The sequence below is a fragment of the Gymnodinialimonas sp. 202GB13-11 genome, from assembly GCF_040932485.1.
GTDB lineage: Bacteria > Pseudomonadota > Alphaproteobacteria > Rhodobacterales > Rhodobacteraceae > Gymnodinialimonas > Gymnodinialimonas hymeniacidonis.
On record NZ_JBFRBH010000001.1, the window covers coordinates 3,433,525 to 3,449,366 of the forward strand.

The 15,842-nt window shown below is 61.1% G+C and carries 16 protein-coding genes; 8 read left to right on the plus strand and 8 right to left on the minus strand.

The features are described 5' to 3' along the window. The first annotated feature begins 13 nt into the window (after positions 1-13). Positions 14-1,141: a HupE/UreJ family protein gene (locus V8J81_RS17495; RefSeq protein WP_368477029.1), complete on the plus strand. Its 1,128-nt coding sequence runs from the start codon at positions 14-16 to the stop codon at positions 1,139-1,141. After that, positions 1,138-2,364: an MFS transporter gene (locus V8J81_RS17500; RefSeq protein ID WP_368477030.1), complete on the plus strand. Its 1,227-nt coding sequence runs from the start codon at positions 1,138-1,140 to the stop codon at positions 2,362-2,364. The genes V8J81_RS17495 and V8J81_RS17500 overlap by 4 nt, the downstream gene beginning before the upstream one ends. Before the next feature lie 32 nt (positions 2,365-2,396). Here V8J81_RS17500 and V8J81_RS17505 read toward each other — a convergent pair whose 3' ends face one another. After that, positions 2,397-3,416, minus strand: coding sequence for an extracellular solute-binding protein (locus V8J81_RS17505; RefSeq protein ID WP_368477031.1), 1,020 nt, complete (start codon positions 3,414-3,416; stop codon positions 2,397-2,399). Between the two features lie 169 nt (positions 3,417-3,585). Here V8J81_RS17505 and V8J81_RS17510 point away from each other — a divergent pair, with 169 nt between their 5' ends. Further along, entirely contained in the window at positions 3,586-4,755 is a 1,170-nt protein-coding gene (locus tag V8J81_RS17510) for an MFS transporter (protein ID WP_368477032.1), read from the plus strand. Here the strand turns inward: V8J81_RS17510 and V8J81_RS17515 are convergent. Beyond that, a complete protein-coding gene (locus V8J81_RS17515; RefSeq protein ID WP_368477033.1) occupies positions 4,752-6,032 on the minus strand; it encodes a DEAD/DEAH box helicase in 1,281 nt (426 codons plus the stop codon). The two genes, V8J81_RS17510 and V8J81_RS17515, sit on opposite strands and share 4 nt — an antisense overlap. Positions 6,033-6,470: 438 nt before the next feature. Between V8J81_RS17515 and V8J81_RS17520 the strand changes: the two genes are divergently transcribed. Both V8J81_RS17520 and V8J81_RS17525 read left to right on the plus strand, forming a co-directional pair. After that, positions 6,471-7,493: an aspartate-semialdehyde dehydrogenase gene (locus V8J81_RS17520; protein WP_368477034.1), complete on the plus strand. Its 1,023-nt coding sequence runs from the start codon at positions 6,471-6,473 to the stop codon at positions 7,491-7,493. 239 nt (positions 7,494-7,732) lie between these two features. Then, positions 7,733-9,424, plus strand: a complete 1,692-nt coding sequence (locus tag V8J81_RS17525; RefSeq protein ID WP_368477035.1) for a DUF4139 domain-containing protein — start codon at positions 7,733-7,735, stop codon at positions 9,422-9,424. On the opposite strand, the gene V8J81_RS17530 is transcribed toward V8J81_RS17525, so the two are convergent. The 5 genes from V8J81_RS17530 to V8J81_RS17550 form a co-directional block, all read right to left on the minus strand. Beyond that, positions 9,421-9,948 carry a hypothetical protein gene (locus V8J81_RS17530; protein ID WP_368477036.1) on the minus strand — a complete coding sequence of 176 codons (528 nt, stop codon included), beginning with the start codon at positions 9,946-9,948 and terminating at the stop codon, positions 9,421-9,423. The genes V8J81_RS17525 and V8J81_RS17530 overlap by 4 nt on opposite strands. A gap of 40 nt (positions 9,949-9,988) precedes the next feature. After that, on the minus strand, positions 9,989-10,519 hold the full coding sequence (locus V8J81_RS17535; RefSeq protein WP_368477037.1) for an SRPBCC family protein: 531 nt from the start codon (positions 10,517-10,519) through the stop codon (positions 9,989-9,991). Positions 10,520-10,596: 77 nt separating this feature from the next. Beyond that, positions 10,597-10,908 carry a P-II family nitrogen regulator gene (locus tag V8J81_RS17540; protein WP_368477038.1) on the minus strand — a complete coding sequence of 104 codons (312 nt, stop codon included), beginning with the start codon at positions 10,906-10,908 and terminating at the stop codon, positions 10,597-10,599. Positions 10,909-10,913: 5 nt separating this feature from the next. Further along, positions 10,914-11,894, minus strand: a complete 981-nt coding sequence (locus V8J81_RS17545) for a sodium-dependent bicarbonate transport family permease (protein ID WP_368477039.1) — start codon at positions 11,892-11,894, stop codon at positions 10,914-10,916. A gap of 66 nt (positions 11,895-11,960) precedes the next feature. Continuing rightward, complete coding sequence (locus V8J81_RS17550) at positions 11,961-12,611, minus strand: carbonic anhydrase (RefSeq protein WP_368477040.1); 651 nt, start codon at positions 12,609-12,611, stop codon at positions 11,961-11,963. 167 nt (positions 12,612-12,778) lie between these two features. Between V8J81_RS17550 and V8J81_RS17555 the strand changes: the two genes are divergently transcribed. Genes V8J81_RS17555 through V8J81_RS17565 form a run of 3 tightly spaced genes read left to right on the plus strand, consistent with a single transcriptional unit; the run spans position 12,779 to position 15,449 of the window. Then, entirely contained in the window at positions 12,779-13,183 is a 405-nt protein-coding gene (locus V8J81_RS17555; RefSeq protein WP_368477041.1) for a hypothetical protein, read from the plus strand. 59 nt (positions 13,184-13,242) lie between these two features. Continuing rightward, positions 13,243-14,616 carry a leucyl aminopeptidase family protein gene (locus tag V8J81_RS17560; RefSeq protein ID WP_368477042.1) on the plus strand — a complete coding sequence of 458 codons (1,374 nt, stop codon included), beginning with the start codon at positions 13,243-13,245 and terminating at the stop codon, positions 14,614-14,616. After that, positions 14,613-15,449, plus strand: a complete 837-nt coding sequence (locus tag V8J81_RS17565) for a C40 family peptidase (protein ID WP_368477043.1) — start codon at positions 14,613-14,615, stop codon at positions 15,447-15,449. The genes V8J81_RS17560 and V8J81_RS17565 overlap by 4 nt, the downstream gene beginning before the upstream one ends. Here V8J81_RS17565 and V8J81_RS17570 read toward each other — a convergent pair. Beyond that, positions 15,446-15,781, minus strand: coding sequence for a DUF2794 domain-containing protein (locus V8J81_RS17570; RefSeq protein WP_368477674.1), 336 nt, complete (start codon positions 15,779-15,781; stop codon positions 15,446-15,448). The two genes, V8J81_RS17565 and V8J81_RS17570, sit on opposite strands and share 4 nt — an antisense overlap. Positions 15,782-15,842: the final 61 nt, after the last annotated feature.

Genomic DNA, 15,842 nt, shown 5'->3' on the forward strand with positions numbered 1-15,842 from the left:
AGGGTCCTTCCGAATGAGTGCTGTAACGATGCTTTGGCGCGTGCTGTTGTCAATCGCCGTTCTGTTCACGGTTGTGCCAGCCACTGCACATGAGATCCGCCCCACCATCGCGGATATCGAGGTGGGCGAAGCCGATGTGACGATGAGCCTGCGCATCACGCTTGAGACCCTGATTGCCGGCATCGACCTGAGCGAAATCGAAAACACCAACGACGCGCCCGAGGCCGCTGTCTATGACCGTTTGCGTGGCCTTGACCCCGATGCGTTGGAGGCCGCCTTGCGTGACGCTTGGCCCCGCATCAGCGAAGGGTTCATCATGGAGTCCGCCGGTGAGCGCCTGTCGCCGGAGATTTCCGCCGTGCAGATCCCGCCGGTGGGCGATGTTGAATTGCCCCGCGACAGCCTGCTGACCATCACCGCCGCCCTTCCGGAAGGCGATGCGGGTGTGCAAATCGGCCTCGCCCCGCAATTCGGCACATTCATCCCCCGGCAAGTCGGCGGCGGTGAGGAAGCCTATGAAGGGTTTCTTGACGGTGGCGAACTGACCCCCGAACTTCCCCGGGCTGAAGTCCTCAACGAAGGCGCGGGCGCGGTTTTCCTGCGCTATATCGGGGCGGGGTTCGAACATATCATTCCTCTCGGCCTCGATCACATCCTGTTCGTGCTGGGCCTCTTCTTCTTTGCCACGCAGTTGCGGCCCCTTTTGTTTCAAATCACCGCATTTACCGTCGCCCACACCATCACACTGGCGCTCGCCGCCACCAACATCGTCAGCATCCCCGCTAGCATTGTGGAGCCGATGATTGCCGCCACGATTGTCTTCGTCGGGATAGAAAACACCCTAGGATGGGGCAGTACGCGGGGTCGCACGGCCTTGGTCTTTGCGTTTGGCCTTCTGCACGGCCTTGGTTTTGCCAGCGTGCTGGGCGACTACGGGATCGCATCCGAGCGGTTTGCCGTCGCCCTGATTGGCTTCAACATCGGCGTGGAGTTCGGCCAGATCGCCGTCGTCGCCATCGCCTTTGCCCTCGTCGGTTGGTTCATGTCGAAACACTGGTACCGAAAGGGCATCGCCATTCCCGCCTCGCTCGGCATCGCGGCCATCGGCGCCTATTGGGTGATTGAGCGGACCATCCTGTGAGCTTCGTTCGGGAGAATGCCCGTTGGCTTGCCACCGGGCTTCTCCTGTCGCTTGGCTCGTCCTTTGGGCAGACCTATTTCATCGCGCTTTTCGCTGGTGAAATCCGTGCGGCCTATGGGCTGACGGACGGCCAATGGGGCGGCATATACACCATCGCCACGCTCAGTTCCGCAGCCCTTCTGATTGCGCTTGGTGGCCGCGCTGACACGATGCGGCTGTCCCGGCTGGCGGTGATCGTAGCTGCATTCCTTGCCATCGCTGCCGTTCTGATGGCGGTGGGCCAAAGCGTGTGGATTTTGGTCATCACCGTCTTCTTGCTGCGGTTCTGCGGGCAGGGGATGATGACCCACATGAAGGCCACCGCCATGGCGCGTTGGTTCGTCGCCACGCGGGGGCGGGCTATGGCGATCACCAATCTAGGCTATCCGGTGGGGGAGGCTCTGCTGCCGCTGCTCGTGATTGCCGTTGTTGCCACCATCGGCTGGCGCGCGACGTGGGGGGTGACGGCGGCAGTGATCGTGCTGGTCCTGATCCCGCTGCTTGTCCTGTTGCTGTCACAAGACCGCGCGCCGAAAGGCTCGAACGGGGGGCGTGGCGCGCCGGGTCTTTACGGCAAACACTGGACGCGGTCCGAGGTTCTGTCACATCCGCTCTTCTACGCTTTCATCCCTTTCTTGCTGACACCGGGTTTCATCGGCACGGTCGTCTTCTTCCACGCGGTTCATGTGGCCGAGGTCAAAGGTTGGAACCTGATTGACCTTGGCTCCAGTTATTCCAGCTACGCCATCGCCAGCGTCACCATGGGGTTTTTGTCTGGTAGCCTCGCCGACCGCTTCGGCCCCGCGCGGCTGTTGCCGTTTGCGTTGATCCCCATGGCCATTGGTATGTTTCTGATCGGCCCGGCTGAAACTCCAATGGGATGGGCCGTGGCGCTGGCCCTTGTCGGTGTCACTCAAGGCATCGCGGCGACGCTTGGTGGCACGCTCATGCCGACGCTTTTCGGCACGGATCATCTGGGTTCGGTTCGTGCGATTGCGACGGCGATCATGGTTGTCTCCACCGCCATCGGGCCGGGGCTGACAGGGTGGGTGATCGACCTTGGCGTGACTTACCCAGACCAAGGCATCGCGCAGGGCCTGTGGTGCCTGTTTATCAGCGCAGCGATGGTGCCAGTAATGCTGTGGACTGCACGGCTCCAAAACGAAGAACGGGCGCCCGGTTAGGGACGCCCGCTTTGTACGTGGTTGAGGGGGGCTTATTCCCAACCAACGTCGTTGAAGATCGCCTGTGCAAGCGGCACGTTTTCGGCCACGGCGGCAAGGTCGACATCATCCGCTTCGAACTCACCCAGTGAGGCCGGAGCCTCTGCAATCGGCACACCGGGCACAGCAGGATATTCATCGTTGCCCGCGCTGAAATACTGCTGTGCCTGATCCGAGGCGAGGTATTCGAGGAACGCAACAGCGGCATCTGGGTTCGGCGCATTTGCGGCGATGCCACCACCGGACAGGTTCATATGTGCGCCATTGCCGCCCTGATCCGGGAAGACCCAGCCAATCTGGGCGCGGTCGGCTTCGTTCAGGCCTTCCACATCGCGGCGGATTGCACGCGCGAAGTAGTAGGTGTTCGAAATCGAGATATCGCATTCACCGGAGACGAGGCCGCGCAACTGGTCTGTGTCGCCGCCCTGCGGATCACGGGCGAAGTTGTTCACGACACCGGCGGCCCATTCGCGGGCGGCTTCTTCGCCGTAATGCTCGATGATCGCGGACAGCAGTGTCTGCGAGTAAACGTTGCCGGACGAGCGGTGACAAACCATGCCCTCATAGGCCGGGTCGGCAAGGTCGACGTAGGTCTGCGGCGGGTTTTCGACATCGGCGGTATCGTAGAAGATGATCCGCGCGCGCTGGCTGAAGCCGAACCACAGGTTGTCATCATCGCGCAGGTTTGCTGGGATACGTTCGGCCAGCACATCGCTGTCGGCGGCCTGCAAAAGGCCCATATCAGCCGCGCGTTGCAGGCGGCTGGTGTCGACGGTCAGAAAAACGTCAGCGGGGCTGTTCGCGCCCTCGGCTTCCATACGGGCAATCAGCTCGTCCGCGTTGCCTTCGATCCGGTTGATCGTGATGCCGGTCAAATCGGTGAAGTCGGAATAGAGCCGTTCATCCGTTTCATAATGGCGCGAAGAGTAGAGGTTCAGCTCCTGCGCCTGTGCCGCAGTGGCGGCGGAAACGACAATTGTTGTGGCAAGAAGGGCGGTCAGCGTGCGGGTCATGGATTGCTCCTACATGTTCCTGACTAAAACAGTCAGACGCTTTGAACCTGAGTCTTGAGCGGTGGTCAAGATGTTTCCGACAAAAATAATCAGATACAAGAGCGCTTGCAGCTGTGAGGCGGGAACGTCAGTCTGCTTGGTGACGGGCCGAAAGCGGACGGAGGCCATCATGCGCGCGGGCTTGGCCTTTCTGATCATCGCCTATTGCCTCAGCCAATTTTTCCGGGCGTTTCTCGCCGTGCTCAGCCCCGCCTTGGCGGAGGATATCGGCACGACCACGGCGGATCTCGCCCGAGCCTCCGGCCTCTGGTTCGCAGCTTTTGCGCTGATGCAGCTGCCAGTCGGTTGGGCGCTCGACACCATTGGCCCGCGCCGCACATCGTTCGCGTTGTTCACACTCGGGGCAGTGGGTGGCTGTGTTGTCTTCGCCATCGCCTCAGCACCATGGATGATCACGCTCGCTATGGCGATGATCGGCATCGGCTGCGCCCCGATCCTGATGTCGTCCTACTTCATCTTCGCCCGCACATTCTCGCTGGCCGTGTTCGGCACGCTTGCGGGCGTCACGGTCGGCATCTCGTCCCTCGGCAACCTGCTGTCCGCCGCGCCGCTCGCGGCACTGGTAGAGGCCATCGGTTGGCGAGAGACGCTTTGGGCCACCGCCGCCTTCACCGCGATCATTGCGATGGGCATTGGCCTCTGCGTCCGCGATCCGGCCAAACCGCAGGACGAGGCGCATGGGTCCTTCACCGAGCTCCTCCGCATCCGTGCCCTCTGGCCGATCCTGATTGGAATGTTCATCTGCTACGCGCCCATGGCGGGCATTCGCGGCCTTTGGATCAGCCCCTACATCACGGACCGCTTTGGTGCATCGCTGGAACAGATCGGCACGGCGACGCTTGTCATGGGGCTGGCCATGGTCGTGGGCAATTTCGTCTACGGCCCAATCGACAGGTTGGTCCCCAGCCGCAAATGGGCGATCTTCGCGGGGAACCTTACCGTTGCGGGTTTGTGCCTGTTCCTGTTCCTGGCCCCTCCCGCTTCGGTCGGCGCCTCCGTGATGGTCTTCGCCGCTATCGGTCTGTTTGGCGCATCTTATCCAGCCGTCATGGCGCATGGTCGAAGTTTCCTGCCGCCGCACCTGACCGGGCGCGGCGTAGCCCTTTTGAACCTGTTTGGGATGGGCGGGGCCGGTGTGATGCAGTTTGCCTCAGGTCCCACCCACGGCGTGTTGTCGGGCTTGATGGGGCCGCAAGCCGCGTACGGAGTGCTCTTTGCTCTGTTCGCGGCTGCAATCCTTGCCGGGCTTGCCTTCTATGCCTTTTCGAAAGAGGCTTAGGCTGCAGGCTTCCGACGCCGGTTCCGGCGCGGACGGCGTGGTTTTCCATCTGCATTGGCCGGTTTCGGCCCGCGGTTGCGTTGGCCACCACCACCGCCGCCACCACGACGACGCCCGCCGCGTTGTGGTTTTTCGACCTTCACGGCCTCGGGACGTTCGCCATAGGCCACCGGAATGCTGATCTTCATCAGCTTCTCGATATCCTTCAGCAGATCGACCTCTTCGGCGGAGACTAAGGCAATCGCCTCGCCCTCACGACCCGCGCGCGCGGTCCGGCCAATGCGGTGCACGTAGTTGTCGGGCGTATCGGGAAGCTCGTAGTTGATCACGTAAGCCACGTCGGGAATGTCGATCCCCCGCGCTGCCACATCGGTCGCCACAAGGATCTTCACCGAACCTTCACGGAACGCCTTGATCGCGCGGTCGCGCTGGCCTTGCGACTTGTTGCCGTGGATCGAGGCCGCGTTGAACCCGTCCGCCACAAGGCCCTTCATCAGCTTTTCACACCCATGCTTGGTGCGGCCAAAGACCAGCACCAGTGCCTCGGGATCGTTGCGCAGGATCTCCCGCAGGGCATCGCCCTTTTCCGGCTTCGACATGAACCGTACGCTTTGCGTGATCTTGTCCGCCGCCTTGCCCGGGGGCGAAACCTGCACCCGCTTGGGATTGTTCAGGTAGGATTGCGACAGCTCTTCCATCTGCTTGGGCATCGTGGCCGAGAACAGCATGGTCTGCCGCGGCGTTCCGAGCGCGGGCGCGATCTTGCGCAGCGCGTGGATGAAACCGAGATCCAGCATCTGGTCGGCCTCGTCCAGTACCAGATGGCGCACGGTATCCAGACGGATCGCCTTACGTTCCATCAGGTCGATCAACCGGCCCGGCGTGGCGACGAGAATGTCGGTCCCGCGCGACAGCATGTTGATCTGCCGGTTGATGCTTTGCCCGCCCACAACCGTGCCAATTTTCACAGGCGTGTTGCGGGTGAACACCTTAAGGTTGTCGGCAATCTGGTTCACCAACTCTCGCGTTGGCGCCAGGATCAGCGCTCGCGCTGTTTTCGGCTCGGGCTTGCCGTGGAGGCCAAGCAGATGCTCAATCAGCGGCAGGCCAAAAGCCAGGGTCTTGCCGGTGCCGGTTTGGGCAAGGCCCATAATGTCGTGCCCATCCAGCGCAAGCGGGATCGCTTGGTTCTGGATCGGCGTGGGTTCCTTGAAGTTGTTTTCCTTCAGGGCTTTGGAAAGGCTCGGTTTCAGGCCGAGCATGTCGAAATCAAACAATACATGTCCTTTCGGGCCTGCATCGGATGACACAAGCCAGGGGGCCACAAGGCTGTGGCCATACGAGGGTGCGACCGGGCGGCTCATCCGCCGATCGTCAGAGCCCTGCGTGATGGGGGTCTGGGGAAATTCTATCGGTGCTGTGGGCCCGGCTTTTCGGGCGACTGCTCACGCGGCAGTGCAGCATCGCTGGGAGGCAATGGGGCAGGGCCGGGGATAAGTCAAGCGTTTGCTTTGGCCACGGTCCGCCCGGCTGCAGGCCCGGCAGCCCCCGACCCTACCCCCGGGAGGGGGCTTCACCCCCACCCAGGGTCGGGGGCTGCCCTCACAATATCACCGTCACTGATCACACCCTTCAGTGATCTTGTCTTTGCCCCTCTTTCCTTGCCCCGACGCATGGCGTAAAGCCCGCGCGTCCCATTCGAAAGGAACGATACTATGGGTTACCGAGTCGTCGTCGCTGGCGCCACGGGCAATGTGGGCCGCGAAATGCTGAACATCCTGGCCGAGCGCCAGTTTCCCGTTGATGAGATCGTCGCCTTGGCGTCGCGTCGCTCGCTGGGAACCGAGTGCAGCTTCGGTGACACAACCCTGACCACCAAAGATCTCGACACGTTCGACTTCGATGGTTGGGATATCGCGCTCTTTGCCATCGGCTCGGACGCGACCAAGAAATACGCGCCCAAGGCCGCCAAGGCGGGCTGCATCGTGATCGATAACTCCTCGCTCTACCGCTACGACCCGGAAATCCCGCTGGTCGTGCCGGAAGTGAACCCGGAAGCCGTCGATCAGGTGCACAACAAGAACATCATCGCCAACCCCAACTGCTCGACCGCGCAGATGGTTGTGGCGCTCAAGCCGCTGCATGACCGCGCGAAGATCAAGCGCGTTGTCGTCAGCACCTATCAGTCCGTCTCCGGGGCCGGCAAAGAAGGCATGGATGAGCTGTGGGACCAGACCAAGGGCATGTATGTCCCGGGTCAGGAGAAGGAGCCGTCGAAGTTCCAGCGTCAGATCGCGTTCAACGTGATCCCGCAGATCGACGTGTTCATGGAAGACGGCACCACCAAGGAAGAATGGAAGATGGTCGTCGAGACGAAGAAGATCGTCGACCCGTCCATCAAGGTCACCGCGACCTGCGTGCGTGTGCCGGTCTTTGTGGGCCATTCTGAGGCCGTGAATATCGAGTTCGAAGACTTCCTCGATGAAGATGAGGCCCGCGACATCCTGCGCGAGGCACCGGGCATTCTGGTTGTCGATAAGCGCGAGGATGGTGGGTACACCACGCCGGTGGAGTGCGTGGGTGACTACGCGACGTTCATCAGCCGTATCCGTCAGGACTCGACGATTGAGAATGGCCTGAACCTGTGGTGCGTGTCCGACAACCTGCGCAAAGGGGCTGCGTTGAACGCGGTGCAGATTGCTGAGACCCTGGGCAAGCGGGTGTTGAAAAAGGGCTAATCGCAGTAATTTCTGGGGTTAACAAACTGTTAGCCTTTTCCCGAAAATGATTTAAGAACAGAGACTTAAGGTGGGTGCTCACGCGTGAGCACCCACTTTTTTGTGGCTCACCCAAGGATCGGCCCTCGGGCCCCGTCTTACTGCATATCGACCCTCCCACCGGGCCGGGTTTCCCCACCTTGTTTGGTGGTGCCACACGGCCGATTGTACCAAGATATTCACGTGAAGGACTGCCCCTGATGAAACGCCTTTTCCTGACCACCGCCATTTGCGCCACGCTTCCACTGGCCGCCCACGCCGAGGATGTCCTTGTCCGCGCCCATCTGTCCGAGGCGCTGATCTACGCCGACGGTGCTGAGGTCACGCGCACCGGAGCCGTCACGCTGCCCGCCGGCCAACACCGCCTGATCGTCGCGATGCCCGACCTCCACGAGGCGCGCCTGCCGCAGATTTCCACCGCCGATGGCATGCGCCTCGGTATCCCGCAGCAATTATGGAACCACCCGATTGAGGATGGCACGCTGGATACACCAGCTCAGGCCGATGCTCGCGCTGGAGTTGAGGCCGCAGAAGATGCGCTGCAGGCCGCGCAGGATGCGTTGGTTGAGGCAGATGCCGCGATCCGTGCAATCGAAACCCAACAAACCTACGTCGCCGCGATCCTGCGCGGGGGCGAGAATGGCGTGGCCATGCCCGAAGACCCAACCCTGGTGCCGCAATTCCTGGCGACCCTTGGTGCTGAAACGGAGCGACTTTCGCAAGAACGTCAAGCCGCACAGGTCGTTCGTCGGGATTTGGCTGAGGCCGTTACGGAAGCTCAGGCAGACGTGAACCTGGCCATCCTGGCGCTGCAGGCGCTGCGCCCGCTTGGCACTCAGATCACGGCCTATGCCATCGACGTTGAAGTTGCCGAGGAAGGCGAACTGGCTTTTGAGCTCAACTACATGACCCAAGGCGCCGGCTGGAGCCCAAGCTATGAACTGGAGCTCGACTCCGAGACCGGCGTGATGGAGATGGAGCGGTTCATCGTTTTGCAGACAAGCGGTTCCGCCGCTTGGGACGATGTCGCTGTAACGTTCTCGACCGCGACCCCGGGACGAGAGCGGCGGGCGACGGAATTGTCCTCGATCCCGGCGCGGATCGTCGACCCCAATTCAGGCGGAAGTTTCAGCGGCCTTCAAGTCTTTGGGGCAGCGGAAGATATGGCTGAAAGCCGAATTGAGCCACAATCCCTGATCGCCGGTGCGGTAGCGCCTGCGATGGAACCGGTCGTCATCGTGGAGGAAGGCGTATCGGGCGCCGAATTTGCGGGTTTGTCCATCTCGTACCCCTACAGCGCTCCGGTGTCCGTTGGACCTTCAGGGCAGGCGATCCTGCCGTTCGACACCCAGACGTTCGACACAGAGATGGAAAACCGCGCCGTGCCACGCCACGATGCGACCGCGTTCCTAGTGGCGCAGGTGGAGAACACCATTGGTGAGCCGATCCTGCCGGGTGAGGCCGTGTTCTTCCGCGACGGCGCCTTGATGGGCGAAGGGTATCTGCCCTTGATCGCATCCGGCGCGGATGTGGAAATGGGCTTTGGCCCGCTGGATCACCTGCAACTGCGTTGGATTGATCGGTCTCTGGCGGAGGGCGATCGTGGCTTGTTCACGACCTCTACTACGCAAGTGCGCGAGCTGGCCTTTGGCGTGACCAATTCCGGCAGGGAAGCGGAAGAGGTTCGTATTCTCTACGCTGTGCCCTTCGCCGAACAAGAGGATCTGGAACTTGATGTGACCCTTAGCCCGCGCCCGTCCGAGCAGGATGTAGACGATCAACGTGGCGTCCATGCGTGGGACCTGGTTGTTGCGGCTGGCGAAGAGGCCCTCATCGAACTGCAGGCGGAGTTCGAGTTCCCTGAAGGTCAGATCCTCGACTGGCGACCTTAATCGTCCTCGATCAGGATGACCTCTCCCTCATCCTCGATCAGGTCGGGGAACAGATCAGGATGGCCCCCGATCTCGGCCCGGTGCAACACGCGCCGGGCCAATTCTGTTTGCGCGAGATTGGGAAAAGCCGCACCGAATTTGTCGATCAAGTCGGCGTAAGACGAGCTAAGGTCTGATGCTTGGCAAATGCGCGCGGCGGTAGTCGTGCAGTAGAGCGCGATGCCGCCATCCCGTTCACGGAGGGTGTAACCATGCATGGCAAGCCGGTCCTGCAGATCGTCCCAATCCGATGCATCGGCCAAGTCATCTGCGAGCAGGGCGCGCAAGCGGCGGAGGAGGGGTTGATTGCGCTCCTCCTCCGCCCTTTCGGGCGTCCTCGCAGCGCGTATTTGCGGGGCGAGGGCCTGTACGAGTATCTTGTGCGCAAGGGTGGCAGGTGACATCTGCTCAGCCCGTGCGCGGGATCGCAATGCGGCAAGCGCATTTGGGGGCAGATCAATAGCAATGGGGGCGGACATATCCATGCCGCCATCCCACCGTGATTCCGGTTAAGCCGTGGTTAAATCAGCTTTCGACGGTCTCTTGCAGACGGGCGAGGCCGCGTTCGTAATCCGCGCCAACCATGCCATCCATCATCAGGCCGAACCAGCGCCCAATGGGGCCACCGCCCATGTCAGCGTCCAGTCCCCAAACGACGCGGGTTCCATCACCCTCGGGCACCAAACGCCACCAAGCCTCTGCCGTTCCCATATCGCCGAAGTCCAACTCCGTCCGAACGCTTTCATTCTCTGCAATTTCGACGATCTCCTGCCGCCCATTACCAACATTCGGGTGCTCAGACGTCCATTCCATCACATTTCCAACGCCAGTGTCCGGTCCGGAATAGGCGACTTGCATATCGGGATCGAGATCGCCCCAAGGCGACCATTCCGCAAAAGCCTGAAGCGAGCTGACATGCGGGAACACGGCTTCCGGCGGGGCATCGACGACCAGCTCTCGTTCTACAATCACATGGCGCGGCAGGAACATTCCGACAATCGCCAGAACCGCCGCAAGGCCAACAAGACCGATCAGGATATTTCTAAGAATACGCATGGCGCCCTCCCGCGCAGTGTTGCTGCGGGCGATACTACCACAGGTTGTGCACTTTTTTGCAAGTGAGGTCGCGCCGATTAGAACCGTTCGGCGCGCAAAACCTCACAGTCACTGACACTGATGACCCCAATATGCTTTTCGACGACGGCAAAAGCCTTGTTCAAAAGGTCATCCAGCTTGTCTGGTGCGATGATGCAGATCACCTGTACCATGCCCTGGCCCCGGCCGATCTGGCCTTCCCGGCTCCAATTCCCCGACCGGCCCCCACCCGCCAGAACGGGAAGGATGGAATAGCCGGTGACGCCTGCATTCTCCATGGCGTCGGTCAGCCGAGACTGCATCACGGCTTCGATGATGACGGCGACGCGCTTTGCGTTGTGGGTTTGCATGGGGCTCAGCCTCCGGTCACGAAAGAGGCAACCGCAAGATAGAGTGGGATGCCCAGGGTTAGATTGAAAGGGAAAGTCACGCCAAGTGACAGGGTCAGGTAAATCGAGGGGTTCGCCTCGGGTAGAGCCACGCGCATCGCGGCGGGCACGGCGATGTAGGAGGCCGAGGCGGAGAGTGTCATGAACAGGACGACGCCGCCGGGGCTGAGGCCGAGGAGGACGCCGGCCAGCAGCCCGAAGGCCGAGCCGACCACCGGCATGACGACACCGAACAGGAACAGTCCCGGTTTCAGCACCCCGCGCGCCTCTCGCAATCCCCGCCCTGCGACGAGCCCCATGTCGAGTAAGAACAGGCACAGCACACCCTGGAACGGAGTCACGATGAACGGTGCGATCAGATCGAGGCCCTCAGCCCCTGTGATGACGCCAATCAGGAACGAGCCGACCAAGAGGACGATCGAGCCGTTCAAAAGGATTTCACGCATCAGGCCCGCATCCATCTGCGCGGCCCCTTTGTCGAAGCGGGCAATCAGCCACAGCGCCGATAGGATGGCCGGTGCTTCCATAACGGCGGCGACGGCGACCATGTACCCCTCGGAATCGAGCCCCGCACCTTGAACCACGGACGTTGCGGCCACGAACGTCACGATTGAGATAGAGCCGTAATGGCCGGCCACGGCCGCCGCATCAACGACTGACAAGCCGGTCATCACGCGCAGAAGGGCGAAGGCGACCATTGGTATAGCGAAGGACAGCACAAGACCTGCGACCAGTGACAGGATGAGGGTGGAGTCGATCCCGTTGTCGGCCACCGCAGCGCCACCTTTGAATCCGATGGCGAACAGCAGGTAGATCGACATGCCTTTCGCAATTGCCTCAGGGATCGACAGATCCGACCGGGCAAAGGCGGCAAGGACTCCAAGCGCGAAGAACAGGATGATCGGCGACAGCAGATTGTCTGCGGCAAGCGCCAGCATTCCCTCCATGGAGGTCTCCCCATCTACAGCGGTCGTCTGGGGCGGGCTTTACGGGGGCAACGGCCCCTGCGCAAGTCAGGCAGGTGCGAAATGGCGGACGCGCCCGTCGAAGGTTTCGAGATCCATGTCGGCAATATCGGCCCAGAGACCATGCAGGCTGAGCTCTCCGGCATCGACGGCCTTCTTCACGAATGGGTAGCCTAGTAGGTTTTCGAGGCTGACGTGGATGCCCTCTTTCTCGAGCGCGGTCTGCTTGTCATCGGTGTCATCAATGTCGGCCACGCGCGCAAAGCCAGGGCGCAGAACATCCAGCCAGCGGCCAATCAGGCTTTCGTGCGCCTCGAATTCGTCTGCATGCCCTTCGCACATCGCAATACAACCCGCGACTCCTCCGCATCGGGAGTGGCCCATCACCAATATATGTTCGACTTTTAAGTGTTTGACCGCGAATTCCACCGCAGCACCGGTGCCGTGATGGTTTCCGTCCGGCGTGTAGGGTGGCACGAGATTTGCGATATTGCGGTGAACGAAAAGCTCGCCCGTGCGTTGCCCGAAGATCGAGTTGATGGCCACCCGGCTGTCGCAGCACGCAATCACCATGGCCTTTGGATGCTGGCCTTCTTCGGCCAGTTTGCGAAACCAGTCCCGGTTTTCGGGGAAGCTGGATTCCTTCCAGTCATTATAGCGATCCAGAAGATAATCGGGGAGGGATTTCACTCGATGCATGTGGCGTCTCTTTGGTCGTTCAACCTTAGGTTTAGCCGAATTTCCATTCAAATTGCAGCCGCTTTTTGCTGCCCGATAAAGGGTTTCTTCAGCACGCCGACGGATGCTTGGTGCCGATCTCTTTCGAGAGCGTCCTGTGGTGGGGGCGAATGAAGTGGAGCGAGTGAATGACACGGTATCAAGGGGTCGGGGTGGCCCCTCATGTAACAGCATTGTCGATGGAAGAACCTGCACGGTTCGACCCGGAATGCCTTGAAGATTTGTGCCACCGCATTGGCGAAGTGCGCGCCGAGGCTGAGGTGGCCCTTGCCCTGCATCGCATTTCGGAAGGTCTGCCTAAGCTGCGCGGGCTTCTTGACCGGGATGAGCGGAGCTTTCAGCGTGACTTGGACCAGATCGCGCGAGATGCGGAGTTGATCGGCATGTCGACGCTCGCGCGCGTTGCACAATCGGTCCAACAAAGCTTCTCTACTGCGAACCACGTGGCGCTTGCAGCGACACTTGCCCGCCTCGAACGTGTTGGGGAAAGATCCATCCACGCTGTCTGGGATCTGGAGGATTTGTCCGGCTGATCTGATCTTGCGAAGCGGCGGCGGAACGTTAGGCTGCGCCCCACAAAAGGGGTGCGAACATGGCTTTGACATTTGCCGAAGACAGTGCGGACGCGCTGCCGATTTATCTTGTTGGTAGCGAAGCGCCAGAAACGGTGCTGGCCGGGCTGAGCGAAGAGCAAGGCGAATGGGCTGAATTCAACGGCTTCAACGGGCAACTTGGGCAAGCGCTGGCCCTGCCAAACCGTGGCGGTGCGTTGGTTGGGACGGGCACGCCAGAGGCACGCATACGAAAACGCTTTGCCGTCGGTGCGGCGATTTCTGGCCTTCCGGGCGCAACCTACAAGATCGCCAACCCCGCACCCGAAGGACCGGACGCCGATGAGATTGCGCTCGGTTTTCTTCTGTCCTGCTATCGCTTCGACCGCTATCGCAGCCAATCTGCGGCAAAGGCTAAGCTCGTTGCGCCGGACGGCGTCGATGCCTCAAGCCTCGAGACCATCGCCGCGTCAGAGAGTCTGACCCGCGACCTTATCAACACACCTGCTGAGGATATGGGTCCGGATGCGCTGGAGGAGGCCGTTCGGACCCTCGCCCGCGAATTTGGCGCAGATGTCTCGGCGGTCGAAGGAGACGACCTCAAGGACCAGAATTTCCCGCTTATTCACACCGTTGGTCGCGCGGCGGCGAAGGCCCCTCGCTTGATCGAAATGACTTGGGGCATGAAAGGTCCCGCCCTTACTCTCGTGGGCAAGGGCGTGTGTTTCGACACCGGTGGACTGAACCTTAAGCCCGGCGCATCCATGGGGCTGATGAAGAAGGATATGGGTGGGGCGGCCAATGTGCTTGGCCTTGCGCGCATGATCATGGCCAGTGGAATGACGTGCCGCCTGCGCGTCCTGATCCCGGCAGTAGAAAACAACGTTTCGGGCAATGCCTTCCGGCCCGGCGACATCTACACCGCCCGCAATGGCCTGACGGTTGAGATCAACAACACCGATGCCGAAGGCCGCCTCGTGCTGGCCGATGCGCTGGCCTATGGGTCCGAGGCCAAGCCGGACTTGATGATTTGCATGGCCACGCTCACCGGTGCCGCGCGTGTCGCCGTTGGCCCTGACATCGCCCCATTCTTCACAGATGACGACCCCTTCGCCAGCGCCCTAGCCGCTGCGTCCAGTCAGGTTGCGGATCCAGTCTGGCGTCTGCCTTTCCATGAGCCATATGAGGCGATGATTGAGCCCGGCATTGCCGATCTGGACAATGCTCCGTCCGGTGGGATGGCGGGGTCGATTACCGCCGCGCTGTTCCTGCGCCGCTTTGCCGATGTGGGGCGTTTTGCGCATTTCGATGTCTATGGATGGCAACGCGCCAATGCGCCCGCACGCCCCAAAGGTGGCGTTGGCCAAGGTATTCGCGCGCTGTTCCACGCTTTGCCGGAGGTGCTGTCCAAATGAGTGATCCCCGCACCACCCCGTCCAATGGTCGTGTTGCCCATGCTTCGCTGAAAGGTGTGGTTGAGGCTGAGCGTTACACCGACGGTCGCATGATGATGGTCCAACAACCCATCGCCAACATCGCCGACCAGCCACGCGGCGCACGCACATCGCAACTGGTGTTTGGGGAACGCTTTCTGGTGCTGGATACCGAGGATGGGTTTGCTTTCGGTCAGTCCGAGAAAGATGGTTATGTTGGTTACGTGCTGGCCGGTGCCTTGACTGGGGCTGAGCCCGCAACGCACTGGGTAATCTCGCCTGCGACGCACCTTTATCCGAAGGCCAATATCAAGGCACCGCCGGACGTTTGCCTGTACTTCGGAAGTCAGGTGAAGATCGTCGGGGAGAAGGGGGCGTTCAAACGCATCCACACCGGGCATTTCATGCCGTCCCAGCATCTTATGCCTATCAATGCGAAGTTCGCGGACCCTGTCGGGATTGCGGACCTTTTCCTTGGCACGCCGTACCTTTGGGGCGGAACAAGCCGCTGGGGGATTGATTGCTCGGGCCTGGTTCAGTCCTGCCTTCATGCCTGCGGAATCGACTGCCCCCGTGACAGCGACCAGCAGGAACTCGAGTTGGGCGAGGATATCGCGCCGGATGGGGCGTTAAAGCGTGGTGATCTGATCTTCTGGAAAGGTCACGTGGGCATGATGGCAAGCGACCGGATGCTCCTGCATGCAAACGCGCATCACATGTCTGTCGCATATGAGCCTTTGAAAGACGCCGCCGCCCGGATCGAGGCGAGCGAATTCGGCCCTATCACATCGCGCAAGCGATTGGCCTTGGCTTAATCGACCGCACGGATCAGCTTGCGCTCCAAAACGCGTAGTACAGTCTTCAGATCGTTGCCGCGTTTCAGGATGCGTCCGTCCATGCCGATGATGGAATACTGCCCCTGCTTGTCGCGAAGCTTGGGCCGCTTCTCGATCCGATAAAGCGGGTTTTCAGCGGTGCGCCGAAAGATCGAGAAGACGGCCACATCACTCAGATGGCTGATCCCGTAATCCCGCCATTCCCCTGCCGCGACCATGCGCCCGTAAAGGCCCATGATCGGCCCGAGTTCAGAGCGATGAAACGCGACTTGTTTCTGGAGGGAGGACGGGCCGGTCGGCTGGAAGTGCATCACCATAATCTGATGGTGGGGGCGAAGTGGGTGGGGGTCAAGCAGGGGAAATAAAAAAGGC

What these genes read in the sequence shown, in the direction of transcription:
- V8J81_RS17495 (WP_368477029.1), top strand. Translation starts at nt 14, where the DNA reads ATGAGTGCTGTAACGATGCTTTGGCGCGTGCTGTTGTCAATCGCCGTT.
- V8J81_RS17505 (WP_368477031.1), bottom strand. Translation starts at nt 3,416, where the DNA reads ATGACCCGCACGCTGACCGCCCTTCTTGCCACAACAATTGTCGTTTCC.
- V8J81_RS17520 (WP_368477034.1), top strand. Translation starts at nt 6,471, where the DNA reads ATGGGTTACCGAGTCGTCGTCGCTGGCGCCACGGGCAATGTGGGCCGC.
- V8J81_RS17540 (WP_368477038.1), bottom strand. Translation starts at nt 10,908, where the DNA reads ATGCAAACCCACAACGCAAAGCGCGTCGCCGTCATCATCGAAGCCGTG.
- V8J81_RS17555 (WP_368477041.1), top strand. Translation starts at nt 12,779, where the DNA reads ATGACACGGTATCAAGGGGTCGGGGTGGCCCCTCATGTAACAGCATTG.
- V8J81_RS17510 (WP_368477032.1), top strand. Translation starts at nt 3,586, where the DNA reads ATGCGCGCGGGCTTGGCCTTTCTGATCATCGCCTATTGCCTCAGCCAA.
- V8J81_RS17545 (WP_368477039.1), bottom strand. Translation starts at nt 11,894, where the DNA reads ATGGAGGGAATGCTGGCGCTTGCCGCAGACAATCTGCTGTCGCCGATC.
- V8J81_RS17525 (WP_368477035.1), top strand. Translation starts at nt 7,733, where the DNA reads ATGAAACGCCTTTTCCTGACCACCGCCATTTGCGCCACGCTTCCACTG.
- V8J81_RS17550 (WP_368477040.1), bottom strand. Translation starts at nt 12,611, where the DNA reads ATGCATCGAGTGAAATCCCTCCCCGATTATCTTCTGGATCGCTATAAT.
- V8J81_RS17535 (WP_368477037.1), bottom strand. Translation starts at nt 10,519, where the DNA reads ATGCGTATTCTTAGAAATATCCTGATCGGTCTTGTTGGCCTTGCGGCG.
- V8J81_RS17565 (WP_368477043.1), top strand. Translation starts at nt 14,613, where the DNA reads ATGAGTGATCCCCGCACCACCCCGTCCAATGGTCGTGTTGCCCATGCT.
- V8J81_RS17530 (WP_368477036.1), bottom strand. Translation starts at nt 9,948, where the DNA reads ATGGATATGTCCGCCCCCATTGCTATTGATCTGCCCCCAAATGCGCTT.
- V8J81_RS17570 (WP_368477674.1), bottom strand. Translation starts at nt 15,781, where the DNA reads ATGCACTTCCAGCCGACCGGCCCGTCCTCCCTCCAGAAACAAGTCGCG.
- V8J81_RS17560 (WP_368477042.1), top strand. Translation starts at nt 13,243, where the DNA reads ATGGCTTTGACATTTGCCGAAGACAGTGCGGACGCGCTGCCGATTTAT.